Below are 25,574 nucleotides of genomic sequence, written 5' to 3'. Positions count from 1 at the left end.
GCGGGGCAGGTCCCCATAGGGTATTTCCTCCCTGCCAATAAAAAATCACTGTATCTAATATAGCATAACCGGGAGAAAAAAGATATCCCCAAATCATAGGATTCCGGTTTTTATACCTCTGCCATCACAAGCATCAGATCATTGCTTCTGGCAATGAATTTCGTCATGCGTTCCGGTGTCAGAGAGCCATGGCTTAAAGCTGCCAGATCATAAAGCTGTTCGCAGATGGCATTTGTATGAGCCCCGTCTTTGTGACCCAGCACATATTTCACCAGCTTATTGTTGTAGTTAAGCACCAAAGTCTCACCGCCTGCTCCAAACATGGAAGGATCCATTCCAGGCATGGTGTACATCTTCATCATTTCCTGCATACGGCGGGATTCCTCAGATACGGTGATCATGGAAGATACATTTTCATTCTTTAATTTCTCAACCTTGACCTCTAAGTGTTCTTTGTCCAATGCCTTGCGGAACAGCTGGGTCAGGGCCTCTGTATCTGCCTTCATGGCTTCTTTATCCTCTTCCTTTACCTCTTCCTTAAAGATGTCGGATAAATCGGAATTTATGCATAAGAATTTTACATTCTCATTCTTCTGTTCCAGATAGCCTACGAACGCGCTGTCAATATTATGAGTCAGATAAACCGCATCAAGACCTGCCTCTTTAAACATGTTGATGTACTGGCTCTGCTCTTTTTCATCAGAGATGTAGAATACGCTGTTCTCGTGCTTCTCCTTATTCTCCTCCAGGCAATCGGAAAGAGTTAAATACTTGCCTTCCAGATTCTTAAAGATGAGGGAATCGTTGATCTTTTCTCCGAACTTCTCATCCTTTAAGCAGCCGAATTTAATGAATGGATTGATGTCATCCCAGTACTTTTCATAATTTTCACGGTCCGTCTTAAACATGCCGGTCAGCTTATCCGCAACCTTTTTAGTAATGTAGTCAGAAATCTTCTTTACAAAACCGTCGTTTTGAAGAGCGCTTCTGGATACGTTAAGAGGAAGATCCGGACAATCGATCACTCCCTTTAACAGCATCAGGAATTCAGGAATCACTTCCTTGATATTATCCGCAATAAATACCTGGCTGTTGTACAGCTTGATAGTTCCTTCCAGGCTGTCATAATTTAAATTCAGCTTGGGGAAGTAGAGGATTCCCTTTAAGTTGAATGGATAATCCATGTTTAAGTGGATCCAGAACAAAGGCTCCTTGTAGTCATGGAACACCTTGCGGTAAAAGGATTTATACTCTTCTTCCGTGCAGTCGTTTGGATGCTTGTTCCACAGAGGATTGGTATCATTGACCGGTACCGGACGCTTTTTGATTTTATATTTTTCCTTGGCAGGAGATACCTCTACGATTTCCTTTTCCCCGTTTTCGTTCTCCTTTTCCTCAGTCTTTGCTTCCTCAATGATGGTTTCGATGATCGTATCCTTATCAGTCAGCTCATCCTTTTCAATGGTCTCATACTGAGGTTCTGAAGATGCGCTGGATAAATAAATTGACACAGGCATAAAGGAACAGTATTTCTCAAGAACTTCTTTTCCCCGGTATTCGTTGCAGAATTCCAGGCTGTCTTCATTAAGGTAGAGTTTAATGGTGGTTCCAAACTCAGCCTTGTCCCCTTCTTCCATCTCATATTCCGTACCGCCGTCAGACTCCCAGTGAACTGCAGCAGCCCCTTCTTTATAGGATAAGGTATCAATGGTGACCCTGTCGGCTACCATGAATGCGGAATAAAAACCAAGTCCAAAGTGGCCGATGATCTGATCTTCGTTGGCTTTGTCCTTATATTTCTCAAGGAAATCCTGAGCGCCGGAAAAGGCGATCTGGTTGATGTACTCATCCACTTCCTCCATAGTCATTCCAAGACCGTTGTCCTTAAAGGTAATGGTCTTTTCATTGGAGTCGGTAATGATCTCGATCTTAAATTCCAGATCCTCCGGTTTCTGCCACTCGCCCATAATTTCCAGCTTCTTAAGCTTTGTAATGGCATCACAGCCATTGGACACAAGCTCACGGTAGAAAATGTCATGGTCGGAATACAGCCATTTCTTAATAATAGGGAAAATATTTTCGCTGTTGATTGTTAAACTTCCTGTTTTTGCCATATCAGAACACTCCTTACTCTTTTTTCTATTTCGCTTCCATGTTCCCATGGAATTCTCACAAATTTGTATACCAAAGAATATTTTAATACGCTGTTGTGGAAATGTCAATAGAAAATCAGCACTCATTTAACTTGAGTGCTAATAATTCTATTCCTCCAGAAATGGAATCTCGTTGCGTTTTAAAAACCCTTTAAATGCCTGGTCCCATTCCCCATCCAGGGTCTTGTCCAGAGTAAAGACAGAGACAGAGGTCCCTGTTACGCAAATGAGTTTATCCTCCTCATAACGGATATTGATGTACAGCCCCTTCACCTGATCAGACGTAAATGGAATCTGACGGGAAGCAAGGAAACGCTCTGTCCCCTCCTTTGACATCTGCAGAATGATGCGGAAGCTGATGGGGAGCCTTTTTCCTTTAATTAGTGAAAAACAAAAAGGCTTCATCATGGCCCAGGTGGAAAGCTGTCCGATTTTCATTTCCTCCTGTTCCTCCCTGGAGTAGTATCCGGAACGCACAGTTCCGTCAATGGTAAATGTATTAAAGGTAGCAATCACAGCTTCCTTAGCAAGAAACTGATCAAACACTTCCCCTACAAACAGCTTGGAGGTTAAGAGCTTAATGTCCTCAATTTTCAGCGCAATCATGGCAAATTCTCCCCATTTTATAATCTTTATCCGTTAACTATACACCGCAACCTCCCAGACTGTCAACGCAGGATTTCCCAACTTTCCCCCTCTCCCCCTATTCCAAAACATCTTATTCTGTGGTATATTATCCACGAAAGCAATGAGCAGGGCAAAACAGGATACGAAAAGTTTTTCGTCGTGCCCCGCACGTAAGAAAAACTTTTCGTACCCTGTTTTACAGGGCGACTGCCCGTGAGCGGGTGAATCCAAAGGATTCACCCGCTCCCCTGCGGATCTCACCTCCAAAACAAACACCACACCCAGAAAAGAGGCCCCACATATGAATCACATCCAACAATTAGAATCACTGATCGCCGCATCAGTTTCCCCCTACCACTGCATCACAGCAGCATCCAGCCAGCTTTCAGCCGCAGGTTTCAAAGAACTTCCCCTGGCTTCCCCCTGGGAGCTGACAACCGGCGGATCTTACTACATAAATGCCTTTGATTCCACATTAATCGCATTTACCATAGGAAAAGAGCTGAGTACCCCCCCTACCCTTAAGCTGGCTGCCTCCCATACAGACTGGCCATGCCTGAAGGTAAAACCCTCCCCGGAGGTCACCTCTCTCAAATACGGAAAGCTTAATGTAGAGGTATACGGCGGCCCCCTTTTAGGGACCTGGTTTGACCGCCCCTTATCCATGGCAGGAAAAGTCTGCGTAGCCGGCCCGTCTCCCATGAAGCCAAAAACCATATTTGTGGATTTCTCCCGCCCCCTCCTCACAATCCCCAACCTGGCCATCCATATGAACCGGGATGCCAACGACGGGGTTGCCATCAATCCCCAGATAGACATGCTTCCCCTCATTGCCCGTATCACGGATGAGTTAAGCAAGGAAGACTTTTTCCTGGAAGCCCTGGCAAAAGAGGCAGCCGTAAAAAAAGAAGACATTCTGGACTATGAAATCTGCATCTATAACTGTGAAAAAGGAACTCTATTAGGCTTAGAAAACGAATTCTACTCCTCTCCCCGCCTGGATAACCTGACATCCGTGCAGGCCTGCCTAAACGGAATCACAACAGGACCGAGCAAAAACGGCATCAACGTCATTGCCTTATACGACAACGAAGAAATCGGAAGCCACACCAAGCAGGGTGCTGCTTCCGCCTTGATGGAACGCATTCTCGAAAAAATTTGCTTATCTCTTGGTTACTCCAGAGAAACCTTTTTAAATATTGTGTTAAACGGCTTTCTCCTCTCCCTGGACGTAGCCCATGCCATTCACCCCAACCACGGAGAAAAATGTGACATTAAAAACCAGATCCTCATGGGAGACGGCGTTGCCATTAAGCTGGCATCCAGCCAGGCCTATGCCACCGACGCTTCCAGCACCGGAGTCATAGAAGGAATCTGCCGCACAAATCATATTCCTTATAAAAAGTTCTCCAACCGGTCTGATATGAAAGGCGGCTCCACTTTGGGAAGCATCTCTTCCGCCCTTCTCACCATGCGCACAGTGGATGCCGGGGTGCCCATTCTGGCCATGCACTCCGCAAGGGAAGTCATGGGAACCAAGGACCAGGAAGCTCTTGTAAAGCTGGCAGAAGCCTTCTTTCAGGCATAATCTTACCGTTCCTGCCCCCAAAAGAGAACATCCACCATATCCCCCGACGAAATAACCGTTCCCTGTTTCTGGTCAATGATGCAGTTTGAACGGAGCATTCCGGATAAAACGGAGGAATGGTGGTTTCTGTCAAAAATATGGACACCTGCCTCATCACAGAAGGCCTGGACAAACCGCCTCTTTTTTGCCTCATTGGCGCTTCCCTCTGTCACCACGCGCCTTGTTTTCTTCCAGGAAAGAGAGTCATCGCCCATAAGCCTTGCCAGAACCGGCCAGAAAAACAACTGGAAATTGACCATGGCCGCAAAGGGATAGCCGGAGAAGCTGAGAATCAGCTTCTCCTTATACCGGTTAGCCATAACAGGCGTGCCCGGACGCATATTCACTCCATGGAACAGCCTTTCTGCACCGATTTCCTCCAATGCTTCCGGAAGAAAATCCTTTTTCCCCACGGAAAGAGCACCGGTGGTAATAATCACGTCAGCCTGACCAATTCTCTCCTCCAGCATGCGGGAAAACGCATTAGAGTCATCAGGACAAATCTCCATAAAAGGCACCTTGACTCCCTGGGCTTTCAGCTGGGAAGCAATGGCATAAGCGCTGCTGGGATATACCCCTACCTTTCCCAAAGGGCCGGTGAGAGGGACAAGCTCATTCCCCGTTGAAATGATACCCACTCCAGGCTCCCGAAGCACCGTAATTTCCCGGATTCCCATACTGGCTAAAACACCGATATGCCCTGCGCCCAAACGAGACTGTCTGGGGATAATGCAGGTTCCTGCCTGAATGTCCTCTCCGATCCTGCAATAGTTCTGCCAGGGACTTCCCTCCACATATACCTTTGCCTGTTCCTGTCCATAGTCCGTATCTTCCTGGCGTATCACACAGTCATAGCCCTCCGGCACCATGGCTCCGGTCATTACCCGGACCGCTGTACAAGGCTTTGCCTGGATGGAAAGATAATCCCCTGCGCATATTTCACCAATCACCTGAAATTGAACCGGAGTTTCCCTGGAAGCGCCTTTCGTATCCTGACTTCTGACCGCATACCCATCCATCCCTGATTTCGGGAAATGGGGAACAGAGAGCGGGGCTGTCACATCCTCCCCACAGGTTCTTCCAAAGGCAGATAAAATGTCCAGCTTTTCTGTTTTCATTTCTATTTTTGCGCTGTTCACCAGCAGTTCAACGGCTTCTTCTAATTCGATCAATCAGGCTCCTCCTTCCTCTTGCCACATTCTGCAGAAAAATTTATTTTGCAGCACCGCTCTCTTTCATGATAAGATTAAGCGCGTTTTACAGATACCGCACACACCTTGTATTCCGGAATGCGGGCAATATCATCAATCACAAAATTCGTGATTCTGTTTACATTTCCGTCTGCGAAATGGAAGGTCATAAATACTTCGGAAGGCATCATCTTATCTCCTACCACTGCCCTGGTTTCAATTTCACCCCGGCGGGAGGATACTTTGACCTTGTCTCCGTCCTTAATTCCCAGAGTGGCGGCATCTCCCTGATTGATTTCAATATAGGAGTCTCCGCAGATTTCATTTAACCCTTCCGTCCGGCCTGTCATGGCTCTGGTGTTGTAATGGTAGAGCATACGGCCTGTGACCATCAGAAACGGATAGTCTTTGTCAGGAAGCTCCTTGGAAGGCCGGTACTTTGCCGGATAAAAATATCCAAGGCCACGTGAAAACTTCCCCACGTGCATAATATAGGTACCTTTGCTCTCCTTATCCAGGCAGGGCCACTGAAGCGTCTCCCCGCGGTCCAGTCTCTCAAAGCTGATGCCTCCAAAGGCCGGCGTTACGCCGGCGATTTCGTCCATGATCTCAGACGCTGTTTTTCTCTCACAGGAATAGCCCATTCGGTTCATAACATCGTAAAAGACGTCCGTATCCAGGCGCATTTCTCCTTCCAGAGTCACCGCCTTGCGCACCCTTTGTACCCGCCGTTCCGTATTGCTGAAGGTACCCTCCTTTTCCCCATAACTGGTTCCGGGCAGAATCACATCAGCAAACTGTGCCGTTTCCGTCATAAACAGTTCCTGAACCACGAGAAACTCCAGGCTTTCCAGGGATTTGGCTACATGGCCTGTATCCGGATCCGTGACCATGGGATCTTCTCCGAAAATATAGAGCCCCTTAATCGTTCCTTCAATGGCTCCCGGCAGCACCTGGGTGGACATGAGTCCTGTGGTTTCACTTAAGGGAACCCCCCATGCCTTTTCGAACTTTTCCCGGATCTCCTTGTTTGCCACCTTTTGGTATCCCGGGAAATCATAAGGCATGCAGCCCATGTCACAAGCTCCCTGTACATTGTTTTGCCCACGGAGAGGATTGATACCGCAGCCTGATTTTCCTATTTTCCCAACCGCCATGGCCAGATTGGAAAGGCTCATAACGCCCTCTGTTCCTGTGGAATGCTCAGTAACACCCAGACAGTAAATGATTGGAGCCTTTTTAGCCTTGGCATACATCCTTGCGGCTTTGCGGATATCCTCCGCATCAATATGGCAGATCTTGGCAACCTTTTCCGGAGTATAGTCCTTCACGATTTCAGCCAGCTCTTCAAAGCCTTCGGTCCGCTCCTTTATAAAGTCCATGTCCGCAAGTCCTTCCTTGACGATGACATGGATCATTGCGTTGGCAAATGCAATATTGGTTCCGGCTTTGATGGGCATATGAATGACCGCATCCTTAACCAGATCAATCTTTCTCGGATCCACTACAATGATCTGCGTCCCCCTTTGGATCGCCTGCCGGATCTGGGCACCTACAACCGGATGGGCTTCGGTGGGGTTGGAACCTATGAGTAAAATCAGGTCAACGTCTTCCGTAATATCCTGGATAGGATTTGTCATGGCACCGGAGCCCAGGGTCGTGGCAAGGCCGTGGACAGAAGCGGAATGACAGACCCTTGCGCAGTTATCCACATTGTTGGTGCCAAAGGCCGTCCGCATCATTTTCTGGAAAACGTAATTGTCTTCATTGGGCGCCCGGGAGCAGGAAAAGCCGGCATTGGCATCCGCTCCATATTTCTTTTTGATTTCCGTAAACCGGCGGGCGATCAAGTCCAGAGCTTCATCCCAGCTGGCCTTTTCAAATTTCCCTTCCCGTTTAATCAGGGGATGAGTGAGACGGTCTCCGGAATGAATGAATTTATAGGAGCCGAATTTGCCTTTCACACACAGAAGACCTCTGTTTGACGGTCCGTCAGCCGGATCAACTCCCACGATCCTGTTGTTTTTCACTAGTAAATCCATCTGGCAGCCTGTGGCGCAATGAGGACAGGTGGTCCGCACCTTTTCAACCTCCCATTCCCTGTAATGCCTTTGCTGGTCCTTGGAGGAGAGCGCTCCTGTGGGACAGTTTGACACGCAGTTTCCGCAGGATTCACAAATGGATTCTCTCCAGGGAAGCTGATAGCTGGGGCTCATGCGGGCATCAAAGCCCCTGTTGGAAACGCTGATGACATCCCGACCCTGAAGCTGCTGGCATACTCTGGTACAACGCCGGCACATGATACATTTTTCCGGATGAAAGGAAAAAAACGGATTGCTGCTGTCCACTTCATTCATCCCTACCCTTTTTCCAAAGGTGAAGCTGGTTTTTTCCACACCGTATTCAAGGCAGTAATCCTGCAGCCTGCAATCCCCGTTGGCTGCACAGCTGAAGCAGCTGAGTACATGGTTGCTCAAAAGAAGGTCCAGGATAAAACGCCGGGACTCCACCACCCTCTCAGACCTGGTAGACACCTTCATTCCGGAAGCGCAGTGCTCGGAACAGGATGGGACCAGCCCTCCTTTTCTTCCGCCTTCAATTTCCACCACACACATCCGGCAGGACCCGTCCGGAGCCAGATCTTTCATATGGCAAAGGGTGGGAATCTCAATATCCAGTGTTTTACAGGCCTCCAAAATGGTGGTTCCCTTTTGAACGGCAATGGCGTGCCCGTCGATTTCCAGTTCAACCATAGAATTGTTTTTCTCTGTTTCTGACACAGTATTTTCCTCCTTCTCCATTAACTGATACAGGCTTCGAATTCATCTCTGTAGCCGGCTAAGGCGGAATTCACAGAAACTGATACCGATTGGCCAAGTCCGCAGGCGGACAAATAAGTAATATGTTCCAGCATTTTTTCAAGCCTTTCAAGATCTCCGGGCCTGCCCTTACGGCGCTGTAAATTCTGGAGCAGTTCCAAAAGACGGGTGGTTCCAAGTCTGCAGGGAGTGCATTTGCCGCAGGACTCATGAACAAAAAATTCCATTACGCTTGTGATATAGTCCACAACACTTACGCTGTCATCCATTACCACAATGGCGCCTGAGCCCACTGCCAGCTTGTTAAACCAGAAATCTCCGTAATCATACAGGCGGCCCTTGATCTGTTCGCTGGTCCCGATAGGACCGGACTGCCCGCCGAAATGACAAAATTTAACAGGTCTTCCTGTGGAAGTGCCGCCTCCGTATTCCTCGCTGTAGAGGATCTCATCCAAAGGCGTGCCAAGCTGCACCTCGTAAATGCCCCGGTTCTTAATGTGCCCGGATAAACAGATGAGCTTGGTGCCGCCCCCGTCCTTTGTGCCAAGTTGAAAAAATGCTTCTCCCCCCATATTGATCACAGCGGGAACGCAGGCAAAGGATTCCACATTATTTACCAGTGTGGGTTTTAAATAAAGTCCCACATCAGCCAGATGGGGAGGCTTCACCCTTGGCCTTCCGGTTTTGCCTTCAATGGAATTTAAGAGCGCCGAGTTTTCACCGCAGACATAAGCTCCGCCTCCGGAAACAATGTGAAGATTAAAGTCAAACCCGTCAATCCCAATAATCTTATTTCCCAGATAGCCGGCGGCCTGGGCATTGCTTACCGCCTGATGGAATACTGCCTGGATATGGCGGTATTCTCCTCTGATATAAATGTAACCGTCATTGGAACCGAACACATATCCAGCGATCAGCATGCCTTCAATAATGCTGAGGGGATCCTTCTCCAGCAGCAGCTTATCCTTAAAGGTGCCGGGTTCCCCTTCATCCGCATTGCAGACAACGTATTTGGGCGTATCGGTGCTGCCATATAAATGGCGCCATTTTCGGCCTAACGGATAGGCGGCTCCGCCCCTTCCCCGAAGCAAGGCGGCATCTAATTCTCCTAAAATATCCTCCCTGTCCATTGTCACGGCTTTTTGCAGCGCTGCAAAACCGCCGTGTGTTATATATTCTTCTACAGAAGTGGGATCAGTCATTTTCCCCACCCGTTTTAAAAGGACTGGTTCTTTTATTGCCATTTTCTTTCCCCCTTTCAGTCTATACGGCTATTTTTCCTCTGCGCAGATCATCGATCAGAGAAGATATTTTCTCGTCGCTGAGATTACCGAATACCGTATCCTTGATCTTAATCACCGGACCGATGTCGCAGGCGCCTACACACGGAATATAGTGGAAGGCAAAAAGACCGTCATCCGTGGTCTTTCCCATGGGTATGCCAAGCTTTTTCTCCAGTGATAAACACACCTCTTCTGCACGGGAAAAATGGCAGGGAGAACTGTTGCAGATTTTAAGGACATATTTGGCCTGAGGCTTATCCTTTAACATGGCATAATAGCTGACAATCTCATATACCCTGGTTTCGGTCATATGCAGCTCCTGAGCTACCATGGCCGCAGTTTCTTTGTCTATATAGCCTTCTTCCGAAGCAAACTGAAGATCAATTAAAATTTCCAAGATGTTTTCCTGCTTTGCCCCATCCTGCCGGATGATCCTCAGCTTTTCTTCTCTTTCCCTAGTATCCATTGCAATGACCCTTTCTATCTTTTATTTTTTACTTCTTATTCCTTTTTGGCGTCCTCTTTCTGCCCATACATCCAAAAGCATGGCAGGGCAAAAACCAGTGCTCCGCCGATGGCGTTACCGACAAAGACAACTATTGTATTCTGAAAGTAACTCATCCAGGTGATGGAAGACTCACCTGAAAAGATTGCCGCTGGAATGACAAAAGCATTTGCCACCACGTGCTGAAATCCCAAAACCACAAAAATCATAATAGGGAACCACATTCCCGCCATCTTTGCAGCGTAATCCTTTGCACTGGTAGCAAACCAGATGGCCATACAGACAAAGATGTTGCAGCCGACAGCAGAAACCAGGGCCACCATAGGCGGGTCGCTGATCTTGGAGTTGGCAACAGCCATGGTCTTGGCCAAAAAGGCCCCTTCCGCCAGCCCCACAAAATGACCGAAAAAGTAGGCGACGATCATACTTCCAACCATATTTCCTGCCATAACCACCGCCCAGTTATAAAATACGTCCCAAAAGGAAATCTTTTTCTGAAACAGGCCCACAGCCATTGTCATCATATTTCCGGTTGCCAACTCTCCTCCGACCAGCACGATCGCCATGAGACCAATGGGGAAAAGACAGCCGCCGAGGAAGGTTGCAAAGCTTCCCCACTGGGCGGGCATGGTACCCTGAACGCGTATGCAGGCTAAAAAGCCTTCTGCGATAAAGGAACCGCCTATGATAGAAAGTAAAAATAACCTTGTAAAAGATAACTTTTTTTTGATTTGAGCTTTGTCTCCCAAAATATCCAAAACTTCTGCCGGACTAAAGAATCCCATTTCCCCCTCCTTATGTAACATCATTTATTTTTTACTGTTTTCTGGTTCCATTTTTCTACATCTTCCGGTGTGTTCAAATTCACTATGGCGTTTATTTCCGTATCGCTCAAGGGATACAGTTCCACATTCAGTGCCGGGAAAGCGCTGCGCGGCTTTAGTTCTCCTTTTTCAATTTGTTTTTTAAAAACAGGAAGACAGGACTTATGGTAAAAGGCAAACAAAGGCTCTAATTTCCCTTGATGACTGCAAACCAAAACCTGCTCCTGATCCAGCTTCCGGTACATCCGCCCTATAAGACCAATATCCGGTAAAGGCATATCACAGGCCATAATGAAAACGTATTCTGTTTGAACCTGTTCTAAGGCAGTGCCTATCCCGCCTATGGGACCCTTTTCCATATACCGGTCCTCTAAAATGGAAAGTCCCGTGAAATCCATCCGGCCGTCAAACTTGGCTTTTGTATTGCTGACCAGAACCACCTGCCCAAACAGGCCTTGCAGCTCTCTGGCAGTCTGCAGCAACAAGTACTGCCGGTCATCCATCAGAAATGCTTTGTCAAAACCCATTCTCCTGCTTTTGCCTCCGCATAAAATAACGGCCGTCACATTCTCGATTTTTTTATTTACATTTTCGAAAGAAACCACCCCCTGTTTTTGTTTTTCAATAAAAACGCCGGACTATAATTCCTGAAAAATTTTTAGACCTAAATTTTTTTTAGAATCAAAAAAACTTTTTTAGAATGTTTTATTATATTAGCACCCTGTCAAGCCCATGTCAATATGTACAAATGAGTATAACGGTTCCATCTATTTTTGATCACAATACACAAATTTAGAATTTTTTGTCTTTTTTTTGTTATGTTTTTCTCAATCTTTTTCTTCTGTTATCTAACTTTTTTTCAGGTAATATATACAATTGTTTCAGTAAAATACAGGATGCCTTGCTTTTCAATATTCTTGTAATATAAAATTAGCCAATGTATTCCAAAGACTTGTCAGCTGTAACAATTAAGTCCTTAACCGGGGAAACTTATTTTGTTAAATATATCACGCATTTTTGACGACTTTCAGCATTTTTTTACACATTGAAACCACGTTAGAAAAGTGTTATAATAAAAAAAATTTTGCACATAATCGTACCTGTTCTACCAAAAATGTGCAGCAGCTTAATGGGATCGGAGTAAATATGAGTACAGAAAACGAAACACTTCTGCAGGCCGGAAATATGGTACTGATTGGAGCGACAGGGAGAAACAGCGGAAAAACAACCCTGGCTCTTCAGATCATCCATGCCTTTCAGGATAAAATACCTGTTGTTGCATTCAAGCTGATTACCATAAGGGATCATGGAGACATATGCCCCAGAGGAGGCCATGGCTGCGGAATCTGCAAAGGGCTGAAAGGCTGCTTTGACATAACACCGGAGACCGGCACCGGGACAAAAGATACGATGCTGCTGAAAAAGGCCGGGGCAAAACAAGTCTATCTCATCCGGGCTTTTAAAGAAAACTTAAGAGAGGCATTAGAGGAAGCGCTGAAATTAGTCCCTGAGGGCACCCTTGTTCTATGTGAATCCAACAGTGTTCGCCTGGTGTCAGAACCTGCTCTCTTTGTTATGATACAAAGCAGCACTTCTTCCAGTATAAAGCCTACGGCAGAGGCTGTGATGGGGTATGCGGATGTGATCCTTCCTCAAAATGAAGAGTCTTTTGCCGACTTTGTTCAGGGGGAATTGTATCAGAAATTAAAATTGTATTTCTCAGAGTTAAACTAATGAAATATATTTGCTTATATTTTACAGTACGATAAAGGGAAATCCGTTTACTGATTTCCCTTAGATTATATTTGCATTTTTTGGCTTTTACATTTTGTTGGTATTATTAAAATCTGATTTTTTATAAACTCAAATCTTTATTTCTCTTATATGGTTATATTAGGCTTCGTGTTCCACCAACACACGGTTAATATCAAGGGAAGTGCATAGCTCTTACAGCCTATCGAACCACTTCTGATTCAGTGAATGATATTTCAACAGCTCTAGCTTTCATTACAAATGTCCTCTTCTCGTTAAGTTCAAAATTGCTGGAATTGTTGTTATTTAATTATCCTTTAACAGTTTTAATTCATCTTCTGGAAGTTTTTCTGTGTTAATAAAAAAAAATGTATTTACTTACTAGCAATCAACCACATTCTATAGTAAACTAAAATTCGTTCATAGTTTCTAATATATTTTCTTCTATAATCTTATTAATCGTTTTACATACCTGATCCTTATTTTCATTAATAAACATATGAGTTCCCGGAAAGCTATAATATTGAGGTTTACTAGTAAATACACGCTCCCATGCTTGAATATTTTTATTACTGACAAGTTTATCCTGTTCGCCACTAAAGATATAGCCACTACAATTAATTTGTATATTAGAATTCTTATATCTTTTAAACAAGTCATAATCGTTTTTTAAATCTTTTATAATAGAGGACAAAATGGCATTATCGTTTTTTATAGGCTCTGACAACTTAATTACATCAATTAAATACTTATATAAGTTACTTTCTGTATAAATAAGATTATTGTCTGCATATTCCCACGGCAATTTACAACCAGAAAAAATCATAAATTGAGGCAGTGTGTTGGGATACCCTAACACTTGGTTCAATGAATGTTATATATTTGACACCTTTGCTATAAAGAATGTCCATTTCTTTCTCAATTGTACTAACATCACTGCAAACATATTTACCTGAAAAAACCGGATATGTACAATATGTACATGCATAACAACATCCTCTGGAAGTTCTCATATATACACTGGGAACAAAATCGTGAGATTTAAAATAATCCCAATTAATGATTTCTGAATCTAAGCAGTTGTTTTCCTTGTTGGCATATGTAAAAGTATAATCCTTTTGTATCTTATAAACTATATTCCCTATCTCAGATAAATCCGCATTCTTATTCTTTTTTAATGCTGCAACCAATTTACAAAGAGTTTCCTCCCCCTGGGATTCTATTATATAGCAATCAGCTCCTATATAATTCCAAATGACATTGCGCTTAGACTCATTGTAGGAATTATATATATCTAGGCACCGTGGTCCACCAACTATAATTTTTATATCCTCATTAACTTCCCTTATATAATTAATTATCTCAATAATCGGAGTATCTTCAACATAAAATGTAGTTGTAATAGCAACACAGGTAATTTCTTTTTTAAGATAATTTTTAAATTTATGTTTATCATTATTAAAACTATTGATATATTCCACTTCAAAGCCACGCCTTTTTAAAAAAGTTGTCAAGTAAAAAACTGCTAAACTGGGGGTTCTAAAAACATCCAGATTCCAATGATGACCCTTCTCTATTTTGTTTAATATAATATTTAAAAAATCTATGCTAGTATAATATCTTCCATCAACCAGAACAGAATTCGTTAGCACTTCCTCAAATGAACCTGTATTATTTGAAAAAACTTTCTGCCTTTCGGCATAACCATTAAAGTCAACATTATTTACGCCAATCACTATGCAATCCATGTAATTCCTCCTTAAATTCTTTCTTAATTAGCTTATCTTTTTATTTGAGACTAGCATCCCTATTAAAATAATTAATGCGCCAATAACTTGAGACCAATGCGGTATCTGTCTCAATACTACTACTGACAGAATTATTGTGATTACCGGAACCATATTAATATATATTGTAGTATTTGATATCCCCACCTCTGATATGCTTTGATTATAGAAAATATAAGCAAGCACGGAAGACCCCACCGCCAGGAAAATAACACTGCAAATCGAAACTATATTTATATCAAAATAAAAACCCCCATTATGAATACCTTCGATTAAAACCCAAGGAATTAATCCAATTACTCCGTATAAGAATATATAATATGTTTCTAATGTTTCCGTTATATTTTCATGGTAGTCTTTATATAATATGTTATAAAAGCTCAGACTAATAGTACTTAAAATAAGTAATAGATCACCAATATTCAAATCTAGTTTAATCAAATTATTTATATTCCCTCTACATGTAACGATTGCAACTCCTAGATATGCAATAATAATACCAATAAACTTAAATCCATTAAAACGTTCCCGTCTTAATAACATACATAATAAATATGTTAATAACGGAGTGGTAGTTTCAAACAAAGCTGCATTAAATGGCGTGCTATGTTTTAGTCCAATGAAGTAAAAAAAATAGCATATGGTAATACCTAATATCCCTAATATAAAATACTTTATATGCCCCTTTGGTGATATTGAAATTTTTTTATTTGGAATCCTTACAAAGAAATATAAAAAAAGTGTAGCAACACCAAATCTACACAAAGTAGCAATGCCCGGAGAGGTGTTTTGTAATAACAATTGAGCTGCTATTGCAGCTCCACCCCAAAAAAACACTGTAAATAACAACTTTATTGATATTTTATTTTTATTCACAAGGCATTCCTTTCCATCTATAATTGTATTTGATTATGTAACTGAACACTGCCTTATACAAAAATTTAATAAATATGAAATAATCAGTAGACATCGCAAATGGGTTTGTAATGAAATACCCATTTCAACAGGACTTCACAAGAAAGATCTTTGAACTCATTGACCCAAAAAACAGATAATTTTATTCTACCATTGATCTCCGACGAGCGGACTCTGTTCAATGCATCTGCGGCCGGCAGGGACCGCAGAATGCACACAATCACAAGAATTACCATTATAATCGATGATATTTTTTATAGGCCTAAACATAGTAATCGTTTTGTTTGCTTTTTTAAATTTTTCTCTTAATATAAATAAAAAAAAATTTAAAAACGGCGTAACCTCTGAGCCTTTTTAGGCATCTTTGGCTGATGTGAATACATCATACAAGTTGTATTAATATTCAAAGTTGTGACCATTAAAGCAAAACACGCCAGCATATCACCCAATTTAATAAAAAGCTTCTTCATGTCTCTTTCCCTCCTTGGCATCTTATGATAACATCATCATATTATAATTTAAAAAAATATTTCATTCTATGTAATGAACGGTAGATTTAAATGTTGTGAATTGTAATTTTATCTTAATAAAAAATGAAGAAAGCTCAATTGCAATCCGAGCTTCCCGTTTTTCTCTTGCTTTCCATGGTATTATCTCTGGTAACAGGATGATTTTGCGTACAAAAACCGGACGTCACTTTTGGCTTACAAATTTTGTACTCCGAAATTCACGTCTGCTGGTATCTGTCTTTTCGTTCCAGCCGGTGGTTTCATGTTCCGATTATCTTGCTACTTTTTCAAAAGACCTGGTGTTAAATTGATGCTGTTGACGGCAACCTCGTAGCATCCTAATTTATCAGCCAGGTCTTTTCCATAATAAAAACAGAATGCTTCATACGGACTTTTCCCATTCAGCTTTTTTCTTCTATAGGAATTGATATGATGTAAAAGTCAGATCCTCCTTCAGTCCACCTTAAATCTCCAAACGGTCTTCATAAGATAAAAACTTAGCCATAGTGTCTCCTTTCCCCACCTGTTCCCTCCATATCAAGTTGTAAGGTCTATGAAATATGCTAAACTTAGTATATAATAGTTTGAAGGTCAAAAGGTATAATAACAAGAGGCCTTATAAAAATCAGATAATAAAAGGGTAAGATCTATACTATTATAATCCTTATCCAGCTAATATCTTGTATAAAGTTATAACATAAAAGTCTTACAAATACGTTTTAATTCCAAACCTTATAATAACAAGTATTAAACTTCATCAGTTTCATAACAGAACAAAAGAGAGAAAACAGAGGTATAACATGATAAAAATTGCAATTTGTGACGACGACCGGTTTATTTGTTCACAAGTGGAAGATATTATTATAAATTATTCAAAACTAAAATGTATAAAGATTAATACAGATGTTTTTTATTCAGGAGAAAGCATTTTAAATTATCTTAATCAAGGTAATTCTTTTGATTTAATATATCTTGATATAGAATTAGGAAAAACAAATGGGATCGAAGTGGGCCAACAGTTACGAAAAATTATGAAAAATTATACAACTGAAATCGTATATATTTCAGGAAAAGACCAATATTATAAGCAGCTTTTTGATGTTCAACCGTTAAATTTTATTGAAAAGCCTATTAGGCACCATTTTGTAATTAGTGCCCTGGAATTGACACAAGAAAGAATGCAAAAGTCTGCCGGATTATTTCAATATCAAAAGGGTTACGAGATTTATAAAACAAAAATAAGTGATATTCTATATTTTGAAAGTCTGAACCGAAAAGTGAAAATTGTGACGACAAAACAAGAAGATTTATTTTATGGGAACCTGGATAACGTTTCAATTTATATCTCCAGCTATCCGTTTTTAAAAATACATCGTTCTTATCTGATTAATTATAATCATGCTTCCGTATTAAAATATTCGGAGGTAGTTATGTCCAACGGTACGGTGCTTCCAATAAGCAGAAATAGAAGGCAAGAAATCAGAAATTTGCAAATAAATGGAGAATAAGGCAAAACAAATGAGTATTGACAAATATGCAATTATATATTGGCTCAGCGATCTGTTCATGGCATATGTTATCTATAAATACGTTCACATTTTTTATTCTGAATTTAAATTTAGCAGGAATATAGAGTGGTTTGTTTACATAGGATACTTTCTTTTAAATGCTTGCATTTATATGTCTATAAAAAAGCCTCTGATAGTAATGACTTCCACGATTTTATTACTCTTGGGATTAACCTGCCTCTATCGTGGAAGTTTAAAAAAGGCCTTGTTATCAGCATTCATAATTTTTCTTTCTCTAATGTGCATAGAAACGACTATCGTCTTCTTGACAGATTTTCCCGGGGCGGACCTTTTTGCCTCATTTCAGCATAAATCGGAATTTGGCATCATCAGCATACGGATTGTGTCTTACGCTTTCGTACTCCTGGTGCAAGGCTTTATGCACGTAAAAAACGAGTACCCGCTCCCTTTCATTTATTGGATAAGCTTAATTTTAGTTCCTTTTGGAACAATTATTTTACTTCTTATTATTTTCTCAGGAAATTCAGTACCATCCATTTATATCACCGCAAGCATTGGAATTGTTTTTATCATCAATATTGTAACCTTTTACCTGTACGACTGTATTTCCAATTTTATGCTTGAACAAATGAATAAGCGGCTGGTGGAAGAACAAAACAAATATTATGAACACCAGATTGAATTGATGAAATCATCACTGGAAAATATAAAGATCTTTCGCCATGATTTAAAAAATAAACTGTCACCGATCTATGGCTTAGCGATCTCAGGAAAAAACGAAGAATTAATTGAACGCATTTCTGAATTAACCGAAACTTGCAGCGGAAATTACGGGCAGATTATATCCGGAAACAGCGACTTAGACAGTATCATAAATTTCAAGTTACAACATGCGGAAAAAGAAAAAATTAAAGTGTCCACAAAAATCCTGGTACCTGCCAAACTTTCCATTTCCTCATTTGATCTTGCCGTAATTCTGGGGAACTTAATCGACAATTCCATGGAAGCTGTGTCAACAATAGAATCAGATCGGTGGATCAACATTGACATGATATATACAAAGGGCCGCTTAATTCTTAAAATCAGCAACTCATTTGATGGCATTTTGAAAAAGAGCGATGACTTTTTTATTTCACGCAAAAGTGATCAGGCGAATCACGGTCTCGGAATAAAAAGTGTTAAAGCAGCAATACAAAAATATGATGGAGCTATGCAGATAACCAATACGGACAAAACTTTTACTGTTAAAATCCTTATGTACGTACAACCCTAGAGGTTATATTTTATGACCGGAAAAGAGGCGCGAATGGAACAATTTGCAAATAAACTGACTGAAAAACTGGTGTTACATCAAATTATTAAAGACGAGGATAAAGATTTATATTCTTATGGTATCTGGCAAGGTGCAATCTTATTATTTAATTTTGCAACTGTCATAGCAATAAGCTGTTTGTTTCAAATGCTCTGGCAGGGAATTGTCTTTACAATAGCATATGGTTTTCTGCGGTCCTATGCCGGAGGATACCATGCCCGTACTCAGACAGGATGTTATCTATTCTCTGTTGCCCTCATATGTGTTGTTCTCAGCCTTATAAAGTTCGTTGAGTGGAACAATATCAGCATTGTCATCAGCGTCATTCTATCAGGTATCCTCATCTTAGCGCTGGCCCCGCTGGAAGACGAAAACAAACGGCTGGATGTAAAAGAACAATATATTTTTAAAAAACGTTCAAATATTGTTTTACTGATTTTGGCAGTCATAACCTTACTTGCAAATTTCATTGGACAAGTTCCTGTTTCTATCTGCATTACCATGTCAATATGTACTTCTGCATTTATGCTTATATTGGGAAAAATAAAATATATATCTAAATAACTTAAGTAAGCTTTTCCTCCTCTTACAACCCAGAAAAGGGGAAATCATCAGTCTGATTTCCCCTTTCCCTTATTGTGATTCCCCCATGGTCTCCGGAACCACTTCCCGGCTGGTTTCCAAAAGTGAATCAGAAGTTTTGCTGCCCTCCCAGTACCGGTATCCAAACACACCTCCTGCAGTCAGTCCGGCGATCAGAAACAGGGCAAGGATAAACCGCAGGATCCCCATAAGGATCTCCCGTCTGCGGTTTCTTCTGCGCCTGCGGCTGCGCCCTTTCGTTCTATCATATTCTTCCGGCTTCATCTGTGGTTTCCCCATCCTTCCCCTTTGGTTAATCAGAAAAATACTTTTTGTAGATTTCAAAAAAGTTCGTGGTAGTTGTCCTGTCATCCTTGGAGAATTTTACATCCTTCCAGATTTCACTGCTGAAGGTGACCGGATTTTCATTCTTAAACTGGGAATAGATCTGATCAAAGACTTCCTTCTTCCGTTTCCGGTATAACCCTGATTTCCTCTCCTGGGTGGCATCTTCGTCATAATCGTTCACACACCGTATGATATAGTATTTGCCCTTATTCTCCACCACCTGGCTGATCTGACCTGCGGAAAGAGAAAAGGCGGCGTCCTCGTAGGGGCCTGGATTCTCCCCTCTTCCCACCTGGCGTTCAATGGTTCCATCCTCCGAATATTCCCTGGCAAGTGCGGAAAAGTCAGCCCCCTCGGCCCCTGCCTTTAAAAGCACATCACCGGCCTCGGTTCCATCGGACAAAACGATCTGCTCCACAACGATCACCTTGGCTTCGCTGTCACTGATCTCTAAATTCATGTCCTTTGTCAGTTCATCAACCACCTTGTTGGATAAGTAATATTCCTCATACATGGTCCTCACATCCTCTTCCGTGGCTCCCATGTAAGAGATATCATCAGCTGTCAGGGAATCGAAATACTCCTCCGATGCCTTACGCACCTCTTCCTTTTCCGCGCTGGTTAAGGTGACTCCCTTATTCCGGGCCAGAAGATTCATCATTTTCATTTCCTGGAGAAATTCCTTTACCTGATCCACCAGATAGGTTTCAAAGGTCTGGCCGTCGGGTAAATCCACTCCCCAGATCTGGCTGGTATAGATCCGCTGATACTGGTTCCTTTCTGTAGCCAGGATCATCATGGACTGCGGCAGGGTATACGCCTTTGTGGTTGACGTTTCAGAAACAAGGGGGATATCAGCCTTGCAGCCGGACAGCAGGGCAATTGCCGCTGCAGCAGCCAGAAGAACCCTTCTTGCACTCTTAAGTTGACCTTTCATGAGCATCCCTCTCTTTATGCTGCTTAAAGCAGCAGCTTCAGTATTTTCAATACTCCGTCATTTACATTGGTGTCCGCCTGAAATCTGGCCACAGCCTTTACTTCTTCCCTGGCATTTCCTACGGCAAAGCTGTAATACGCCTGTTTTAGCATCTCAACATCATTTAACTGATCACCAAAGGCCATGGTCTCCTCCGGTTTGATCCCCAGGCTGTCCTGAAGAAGCTTCACAGCCTGGCCTTTATTGATTCCCGGCCTCATGCAGTCCATCCACATGTCTCCTGCTATGGTTATTTTAAGGCGGTCCGCATACTTTTCCCTCAGGATTCTGGTATGAGCCTCCACATCTGTTTTACGGTATACGGAAACCTTGATAAATTCAGAGTCCACCTTGGTCAACTCCTCCACCTGCTTCACATGGAACCGGTAGCCGTTTACAATCCAGTCCAGAAATTCCTCATCTTTTGACTCCGTATAAATCATATCAGGTCCGCAGATCATCACTTCAAGCCCATCCATATTCCTTACATCTTCCACCATATCCATGACCGTCTTACGCTCAATGGTATTGATGAACAGGCTTCTTCCATGGCAGCCCACATAAGCGCCGTTATCCGAAAGATAGAACACCTTTTCCCTGATGGGGCCAAATATGGATTCTATGCTGAGCCACTGGCGTCCGCTGGCCGCGGCAAACTGTATTCCTTTCGCCCGCAGCTTTAAAATCACGTCATAAAGCTCAGGATTCAGCTCGTGGCTTCCATCCGTCACCAGAGTCCCGTCAATATCTGATGCAATCAGTTTAATCATTCCTTTTCCTCCTGTTTAAACATCTCCTTTATCTCCTGGTACACACGTCCTACAGGCAATCCTACTACATTATTATAATCGCCGTCAATCCCTTTAATAAAAGCTGCAAACTTTCCCTGTATTCCATAGGCTCCCGCCTTGTCCATGGGCTCCGCTCCGTCTGAATAGGCTTTGATTTCCTCATCAGACATTGGATACAGACGGACATCTGTTTTTTCCACAAATGTTTTTACCCTATTGCCCTTCTGCCCACAATAGACCAGGGTAACCCCTGTGTATACCTGATGCGTCCTTCCCTCTATCATGGAGATCATCCGGTAAGCCTCCTGGTGGCTGGCCGGCTTTCCCAGGATTTCACCGCCTGCTGCAACCACAGTGTCCGCACCGATGACACAAGTACCAGGCTTCTGCCGGGCGGCAACGTCTTCTGCCTTTTGCCGGGACAGCTCCATCACCGCTTCCTCTGGCACATCTGTGGTAATCATCTCATCTATAGTGCTGGGTACGATCTCCGGCGTTATCCCGATCTGAGCCAAAAGCTCCTTCCTTCTTGGTGAGGCCGAAGCCAGCACCAGCCTTTTTATCCTGTCCATCTAAAACCTCCAAGTCACTTCTACAAACGTTATGGTATCATGTGCCAAAGAGCACATGATCAACAATCAACCTTCGCCTTGAGAGCAAGCGCTCAGGCTCATTGCTTTCATGGCATAAAATAGCAAATAAGCGGGACCCATATCGAATCCCGCCAATCATCAATATACTTTCAAACGCCCAATCATGGACGTATCATCGTCTTCACAGTCAGCCCGAAGCTGCATCCTCATGGTGTATATGAAATCAGCCAAATAGAAAATCAAAAGGCTCATTGCCACCAACCGTTCAAAATTCCCCGGAACCATTCCTGCCATCTGATTGACAAACCCATTGAGGAAGCGGAAATAAAAAATTCCCAGAAATCCCCACGCAATACTGCTTTCCAGACAGATGATTCCTTTGTAATTAAACAACTTCTGACTGTAATCCCACCAGAATGAACCGAACAGCTTTATCATCATATGAGCTGTGACAAGCTCCATAAAGGTAGCCATAACCATTGCGGCGAAATAAAGATGAACCGGATTGCCTGCAAGAGGCTTGAGCAGGATCATCGCTCCCATGGAGCCAAATCCATAAATAATACAGAATGGTCCGTGTCCGAATCCGCGATTTAGAACAGGCCTTTTATTCTCATAACTAAGTACGGCACATTCAAGAAGGTATCCCAAAAGGCTGAATAGGAAAAAACAGTTTATCCTATGATAAATTGACATATCCATTTTACCTCCAATTTTAACAATTTTTTAACTTGTTAAAGTATAATATGGATATCTTAAGAAATCAAGGACTATTTTCTTACGATTCCCAGAAAACTTTCTTCTTTCTTTCCGTGGATGAAACGAATTAAAATCAGGCTCCCCTGGCCTTGCCAACTGTCCCAGCGGTCAAATACCCGGATGCTTTCTGCTGTATTCAACTAATAATACTGTGAAATAAAAAATGCCAGCAGGATTCCTAAAATCGCTCCTGCAGCCACCTGGAGAGGGGTATGTCCCACATATTCCTTAAGCTTTTCCTGTAATATTTCTCCTTTAAGCTCAAATGGGTTTTCCAGAAGAATGCTGTTTAACAGCTTGGCCTGCTTTCCTGTTTCCCTGCGCACTCCCATGGCATCGTACATAACTATCATGGAAAGGACAAAACAGACCGCAAACTCAAAAGAACCGACGCCATAGCGGTAGATGGCGGCGGTCGATAATGCACATACCGTTGAGGAATGGGAGCTGGGCATTCCCCCAGATCCCACAAGCCTCTCCGGATTAAAGTTTTTGTTAAGGGCCAGATCGATGATCGTCTTTAAAACCTGTGCTACCAGCCAGCCGGCAACTGCAGTGATCAGGACCTGATTCCCAAGTAAATCTTCCCAAAATGTCATGGTTTCCTCCGTCTTATGCAGCGCTTTTCTTTCCAAAACCGAATAAGATCCAACGCTTGATCCTGGACACTGTTTCAATCAGACCGCAAAATTTATCTGAATAAATGATCACCATTCCCTCCCGGCTTTTTGGAGGAATGGGGGTCAGCGGCCACATGTGACGCAAAATCATATCTTTCTCTTTTTCTGTTAATTCAAAATGTTTTACTGCATTGTTCAATGCAGTCCGGGGGTGAGTAAAACCATGGAAGTGCTCCCCGGTTTCCTTTGCGTGGGTATGCCAGTCGTACAAAAACAAGTCATGAAGAAGGCCGGCTCTGGCAACCTCTGCATAATCCCAGCCCCGCTTCCTGCAAATGCAGTAGCCCATATAAGACACTTTAATGCAATGGGCCTTACAGGTAGTGTCGCCATGCTGCATATAATCATCCATGGACTGAAACACCGGACTGTCTATAATATCCTTTACGCAGTCCATATAATCGGGATCCTCGCGGTAATCTTCCCGTACCACCCAGGAAGAATCTTCTGCCCATCGGATAGCTTCTTCTCTTTCTTCCCGGGTAAAATGCATATTTTCCATCTTAATTCAATCGCTTCTTTCCTGATCAATGAATGGCTTAATAGCCAATCAGCCAATCATAGAGTTCCTGATACTTCATGGCTGAAGTTTTCCATGAGTAATCCTTTGTCATGGCGCGGTCAATGATTTTGTTCCACTCTCGTTTTTTATCGTAATATACGATTTTAGCGTACCGGATGATACCCAGCATTTCATGAGCGTTGTAATTGGCGAAGGAGAAGCCGGTTCCCCGGTTCTCAAACTCATTATAAGGCTCTACCGTATCCTTTAACCCGCCGGTCTCCCTCACAATGGGGACAGTGCCGTAACGGAGAGCCATTAGCTGACTTAAGCCGCATGGTTCAAACAGAGAGGGCATAAGAAAGGCATCACAGGCTGCATAAATCTTGTGGGACATTGCCTCTGAATAATAGATATTAGCAGAAACCTTATCCTGGTATTTCCATGCATAATGGCGAAACATATTCTCATACCGCTCTTCCCCGGTTCCGAGAACTACCAACTGGATGTCATCCTGACACAACTCATCGATCACGCACTGGATCAGATCCAGTCCCTTCTGGTCTGTCAGTCTGGAAACAATGCCAATCATAAACTTCTTATCATCCTGATTCAGCCCCAGCTCCTGCTGCAAAGCCCGTTTATTCTTCACCTTCTCCTTACGGAAATTCTTTAAGTTATAATTCTTTTCAATATACGGATCAGTTTCCGGATCGAATTCCTCGTAATCAATGCCGTTAACAATTCCCCTGAGGCTGCCTGCACGTGCACGCATAAGGCCGTCAAGGCCTTCCCCGTAAAACGGCATCTTGATTTCTTCCGCATACGTATCGCTGACCGTAGTAATGGCATCGGCGTAAACAATGCCGCCCTTTAACAGATTGCCATCCTTATAAGCTTCCAGCTTATCCGGCGTAAAATAGTAATCCGGCAGGCAGGTAAACTTCTGTATGGTCTTAACATCCCATACGCCCTGAAACTTCAAATTGTGAATCGTAATCACGGATTTCATGCCCTGAAAAAATTCTCCTTCATGAAAACGGTCCTTTAATAAAACAGGAACAAGGGCTGTCTGCCAGTCATGACAGTGTATCACATCCGGCTGAAATCCGATCACAGGGAGTGCTGACAAGGCTGCTCTGGAGAAAAAGCAAAACTTTTCCAGGTCACTGTACCAGTCACCATAAGGCTTGGAACCATCATAATATCCTTCGTTATCGATAAAGTAAAAGGTAATCCCCTCTTGAACATACTGAAGAATTCCTACATACCTGCTCTGCCCCAGATAATCCATATAAAAATGATCGACATAGGTCATCTGGTCTCTTAAATCTTCCTTGATGCACAGGTATTTGGGAATCATGACTCTTACATCAAAAAACTCTTTATCAAAGCATTTTGGAAGGGATCCCACAACATCTGCAAGCCCTCCTGTTTTAATGAAAGGTACTGCCTCTGATGCAACGAATAATATCTTCTTCATCCAAAAACCTCCCTTATCCTTTTCCCCT

At 42.8% G+C, this 25,574-nt stretch carries 25 protein-coding genes and 1 pseudogene; 5 read left to right on the top strand and 21 right to left on the bottom strand.

Going from position 1 to position 25,574, the window contains the following annotated elements:
* Window positions 1-110: 110 nt before the first annotated feature.
* Window positions 111-2,114 (bottom strand): molecular chaperone HtpG, encoded by a 2,004-nt coding sequence (htpG, locus tag K401_RS0116565; RefSeq protein WP_024293996.1) that lies wholly within the window; start codon window positions 2,112-2,114, stop codon window positions 111-113.
* Window positions 2,115-2,261: 147 nt separating this feature from the next.
* Window positions 2,262-2,759 carry a DUF5721 family protein gene (locus K401_RS0116560; RefSeq protein WP_024293995.1) on the bottom strand — a complete coding sequence of 166 codons (498 nt, stop codon included), beginning with the start codon at window positions 2,757-2,759 and terminating at the stop codon, window positions 2,262-2,264.
* Window positions 2,760-3,081: 322 nt separating this feature from the next.
* On the opposite strand from K401_RS0116560, the gene K401_RS0116550 reads away from it, so the two are divergent.
* The gene (locus K401_RS0116550) at window positions 3,082-4,368 is read left to right on the top strand and encodes a M18 family aminopeptidase (protein ID WP_024293993.1); all 1,287 of its coding nucleotides are present in this window, start codon (window positions 3,082-3,084) and stop codon (window positions 4,366-4,368) included.
* A 2-nt stretch (window positions 4,369-4,370) separates the two neighbouring features.
* Here the strand turns inward: K401_RS0116550 and K401_RS0116545 are convergent, their stop codons facing one another.
* The 6 genes from K401_RS0116545 to mobA form a co-directional block, all read right to left on the bottom strand.
* A complete protein-coding gene (locus tag K401_RS0116545; RefSeq protein ID WP_024293992.1) occupies window positions 4,371-5,579 on the bottom strand; it encodes a molybdopterin molybdotransferase MoeA in 1,209 nt (402 codons plus the stop codon).
* A gap of 74 nt (window positions 5,580-5,653) precedes the next feature.
* Window positions 5,654-8,377, bottom strand: coding sequence for a formate dehydrogenase subunit alpha (fdhF, locus tag K401_RS0116540; protein ID WP_498371134.1), 2,724 nt, complete (start codon window positions 8,375-8,377; stop codon window positions 5,654-5,656).
* A gap of 20 nt (window positions 8,378-8,397) precedes the next feature.
* Window positions 8,398-9,660, bottom strand: a complete 1,263-nt coding sequence (locus tag K401_RS0116535) for a complex I 51 kDa subunit family protein (RefSeq protein WP_024293990.1) — start codon at window positions 9,658-9,660, stop codon at window positions 8,398-8,400.
* A 19-nt stretch (window positions 9,661-9,679) separates the two neighbouring features.
* Window positions 9,680-10,165 (bottom strand): NADH-quinone oxidoreductase subunit NuoE family protein, encoded by a 486-nt coding sequence (locus K401_RS0116530; RefSeq protein WP_024293989.1) that lies wholly within the window; start codon window positions 10,163-10,165, stop codon window positions 9,680-9,682.
* A 35-nt stretch (window positions 10,166-10,200) separates the two neighbouring features.
* Entirely contained in the window at window positions 10,201-10,989 is a 789-nt protein-coding gene (locus K401_RS0116525) for a formate/nitrite transporter family protein (protein ID WP_027352416.1), read from the bottom strand.
* Window positions 10,990-11,009: 20 nt separating this feature from the next.
* Complete coding sequence (gene mobA, locus K401_RS0116520; RefSeq protein WP_278246392.1) at window positions 11,010-11,594, bottom strand: molybdenum cofactor guanylyltransferase; 585 nt, start codon at window positions 11,592-11,594, stop codon at window positions 11,010-11,012.
* A 580-nt stretch (window positions 11,595-12,174) separates the two neighbouring features.
* On the opposite strand from mobA, the gene K401_RS0116515 reads away from it, so the two are divergent.
* Window positions 12,175-12,762: a P-loop NTPase family protein gene (locus K401_RS0116515; RefSeq protein WP_034620679.1), complete on the top strand. Its 588-nt coding sequence runs from the start codon at window positions 12,175-12,177 to the stop codon at window positions 12,760-12,762.
* A gap of 427 nt (window positions 12,763-13,189) precedes the next feature.
* On the opposite strand, the gene K401_RS34230 is transcribed toward K401_RS0116515, so the two are convergent.
* The 5 genes and pseudogenes from K401_RS34230 to K401_RS34335 all read right to left on the bottom strand — a co-directional run.
* Window positions 13,190-13,606: a thioesterase domain-containing protein gene (locus tag K401_RS34230; protein WP_024293986.1), complete on the bottom strand. Its 417-nt coding sequence runs from the start codon at window positions 13,604-13,606 to the stop codon at window positions 13,190-13,192.
* On the bottom strand, window positions 13,587-14,528 hold the full coding sequence (locus tag K401_RS0116505) for a B12-binding domain-containing radical SAM protein (protein ID WP_024293985.1): 942 nt from the start codon (window positions 14,526-14,528) through the stop codon (window positions 13,587-13,589). Before K401_RS0116505 ends, K401_RS34230 begins: the two co-directional genes overlap by 20 nt.
* A 27-nt stretch (window positions 14,529-14,555) precedes the next feature.
* Window positions 14,556-15,443, bottom strand: coding sequence for a DMT family transporter (locus K401_RS0116500; RefSeq protein ID WP_024293984.1), 888 nt, complete (start codon window positions 15,441-15,443; stop codon window positions 14,556-14,558).
* A gap of 365 nt (window positions 15,444-15,808) precedes the next feature.
* Window positions 15,809-15,952: a cyclic lactone autoinducer peptide gene (locus K401_RS32455; protein WP_084492907.1), complete on the bottom strand. Its 144-nt coding sequence runs from the start codon at window positions 15,950-15,952 to the stop codon at window positions 15,809-15,811.
* Window positions 15,953-16,270: 318 nt separating this feature from the next.
* Window positions 16,271-16,432 (bottom strand): annotated as a pseudogene (locus K401_RS34335) (IS30 family transposase); the annotation flags it as partial.
* Between the two features lie 359 nt (window positions 16,433-16,791).
* On the opposite strand from K401_RS34335, the gene K401_RS0116490 reads away from it, so the two are divergent.
* Genes K401_RS0116490 through K401_RS0116480 form a run of 3 tightly spaced genes read left to right on the top strand, consistent with a single transcriptional unit; the run spans window position 16,792 to window position 19,396 of the window.
* Window positions 16,792-17,499 carry a LytR/AlgR family response regulator transcription factor gene (locus tag K401_RS0116490; protein ID WP_024293983.1) on the top strand — a complete coding sequence of 236 codons (708 nt, stop codon included), beginning with the start codon at window positions 16,792-16,794 and terminating at the stop codon, window positions 17,497-17,499.
* 10 nt (window positions 17,500-17,509) lie between these two features.
* Window positions 17,510-18,793 (top strand): sensor histidine kinase, encoded by a 1,284-nt coding sequence (locus tag K401_RS0116485; protein ID WP_166435277.1) that lies wholly within the window; start codon window positions 17,510-17,512, stop codon window positions 18,791-18,793.
* A 33-nt stretch (window positions 18,794-18,826) separates the two neighbouring features.
* A complete protein-coding gene (locus K401_RS0116480; protein WP_024293981.1) occupies window positions 18,827-19,396 on the top strand; it encodes an accessory gene regulator ArgB-like protein in 570 nt (189 codons plus the stop codon).
* A gap of 69 nt (window positions 19,397-19,465) precedes the next feature.
* Here the strand turns inward: K401_RS0116480 and K401_RS0116475 are convergent, their stop codons facing one another.
* The 8 genes from K401_RS0116475 to glgA form a co-directional block, all read right to left on the bottom strand.
* Complete coding sequence (locus K401_RS0116475) at window positions 19,466-19,714, bottom strand: hypothetical protein (RefSeq protein ID WP_242842315.1); 249 nt, start codon at window positions 19,712-19,714, stop codon at window positions 19,466-19,468.
* A 13-nt stretch (window positions 19,715-19,727) separates the two neighbouring features.
* Complete coding sequence (locus K401_RS0116470) at window positions 19,728-20,699, bottom strand: peptidylprolyl isomerase (RefSeq protein ID WP_024293979.1); 972 nt, start codon at window positions 20,697-20,699, stop codon at window positions 19,728-19,730.
* Window positions 20,700-20,722: 23 nt separating this feature from the next.
* The gene (locus tag K401_RS0116465) at window positions 20,723-21,508 is read right to left on the bottom strand and encodes a Cof-type HAD-IIB family hydrolase (RefSeq protein WP_024293978.1); all 786 of its coding nucleotides are present in this window, start codon (window positions 21,506-21,508) and stop codon (window positions 20,723-20,725) included.
* Window positions 21,505-22,101, bottom strand: coding sequence for a Maf family protein (locus tag K401_RS0116460; protein ID WP_024293977.1), 597 nt, complete (start codon window positions 22,099-22,101; stop codon window positions 21,505-21,507). The genes K401_RS0116465 and K401_RS0116460 overlap by 4 nt, the downstream gene beginning before the upstream one ends.
* A gap of 159 nt (window positions 22,102-22,260) precedes the next feature.
* Entirely contained in the window at window positions 22,261-22,818 is a 558-nt protein-coding gene (locus tag K401_RS0116455; protein ID WP_024293976.1) for a putative ABC transporter permease, read from the bottom strand.
* 203 nt (window positions 22,819-23,021) lie between these two features.
* Entirely contained in the window at window positions 23,022-23,480 is a 459-nt protein-coding gene (locus tag K401_RS0116445; RefSeq protein WP_024293975.1) for a divergent PAP2 family protein, read from the bottom strand.
* A 13-nt stretch (window positions 23,481-23,493) separates the two neighbouring features.
* Window positions 23,494-24,063, bottom strand: coding sequence for an HD domain-containing protein (locus tag K401_RS0116440; protein WP_024293974.1), 570 nt, complete (start codon window positions 24,061-24,063; stop codon window positions 23,494-23,496).
* 37 nt (window positions 24,064-24,100) lie between these two features.
* Entirely contained in the window at window positions 24,101-25,546 is a 1,446-nt protein-coding gene (glgA, locus tag K401_RS0116435) for a glycogen synthase GlgA (protein WP_024293973.1), read from the bottom strand.
* Between the last annotated feature and the right edge of the window lie 28 nt (window positions 25,547-25,574).

The organism is Lacrimispora indolis DSM 755 (genome assembly GCF_000526995.1).
GTDB lineage: Bacteria > Bacillota > Clostridia > Lachnospirales > Lachnospiraceae > Lacrimispora > Lacrimispora indolis.
Note: the sequence above shows the minus strand (reverse complement) of the source record. Positions and strands in the feature narration are given on the sequence as shown.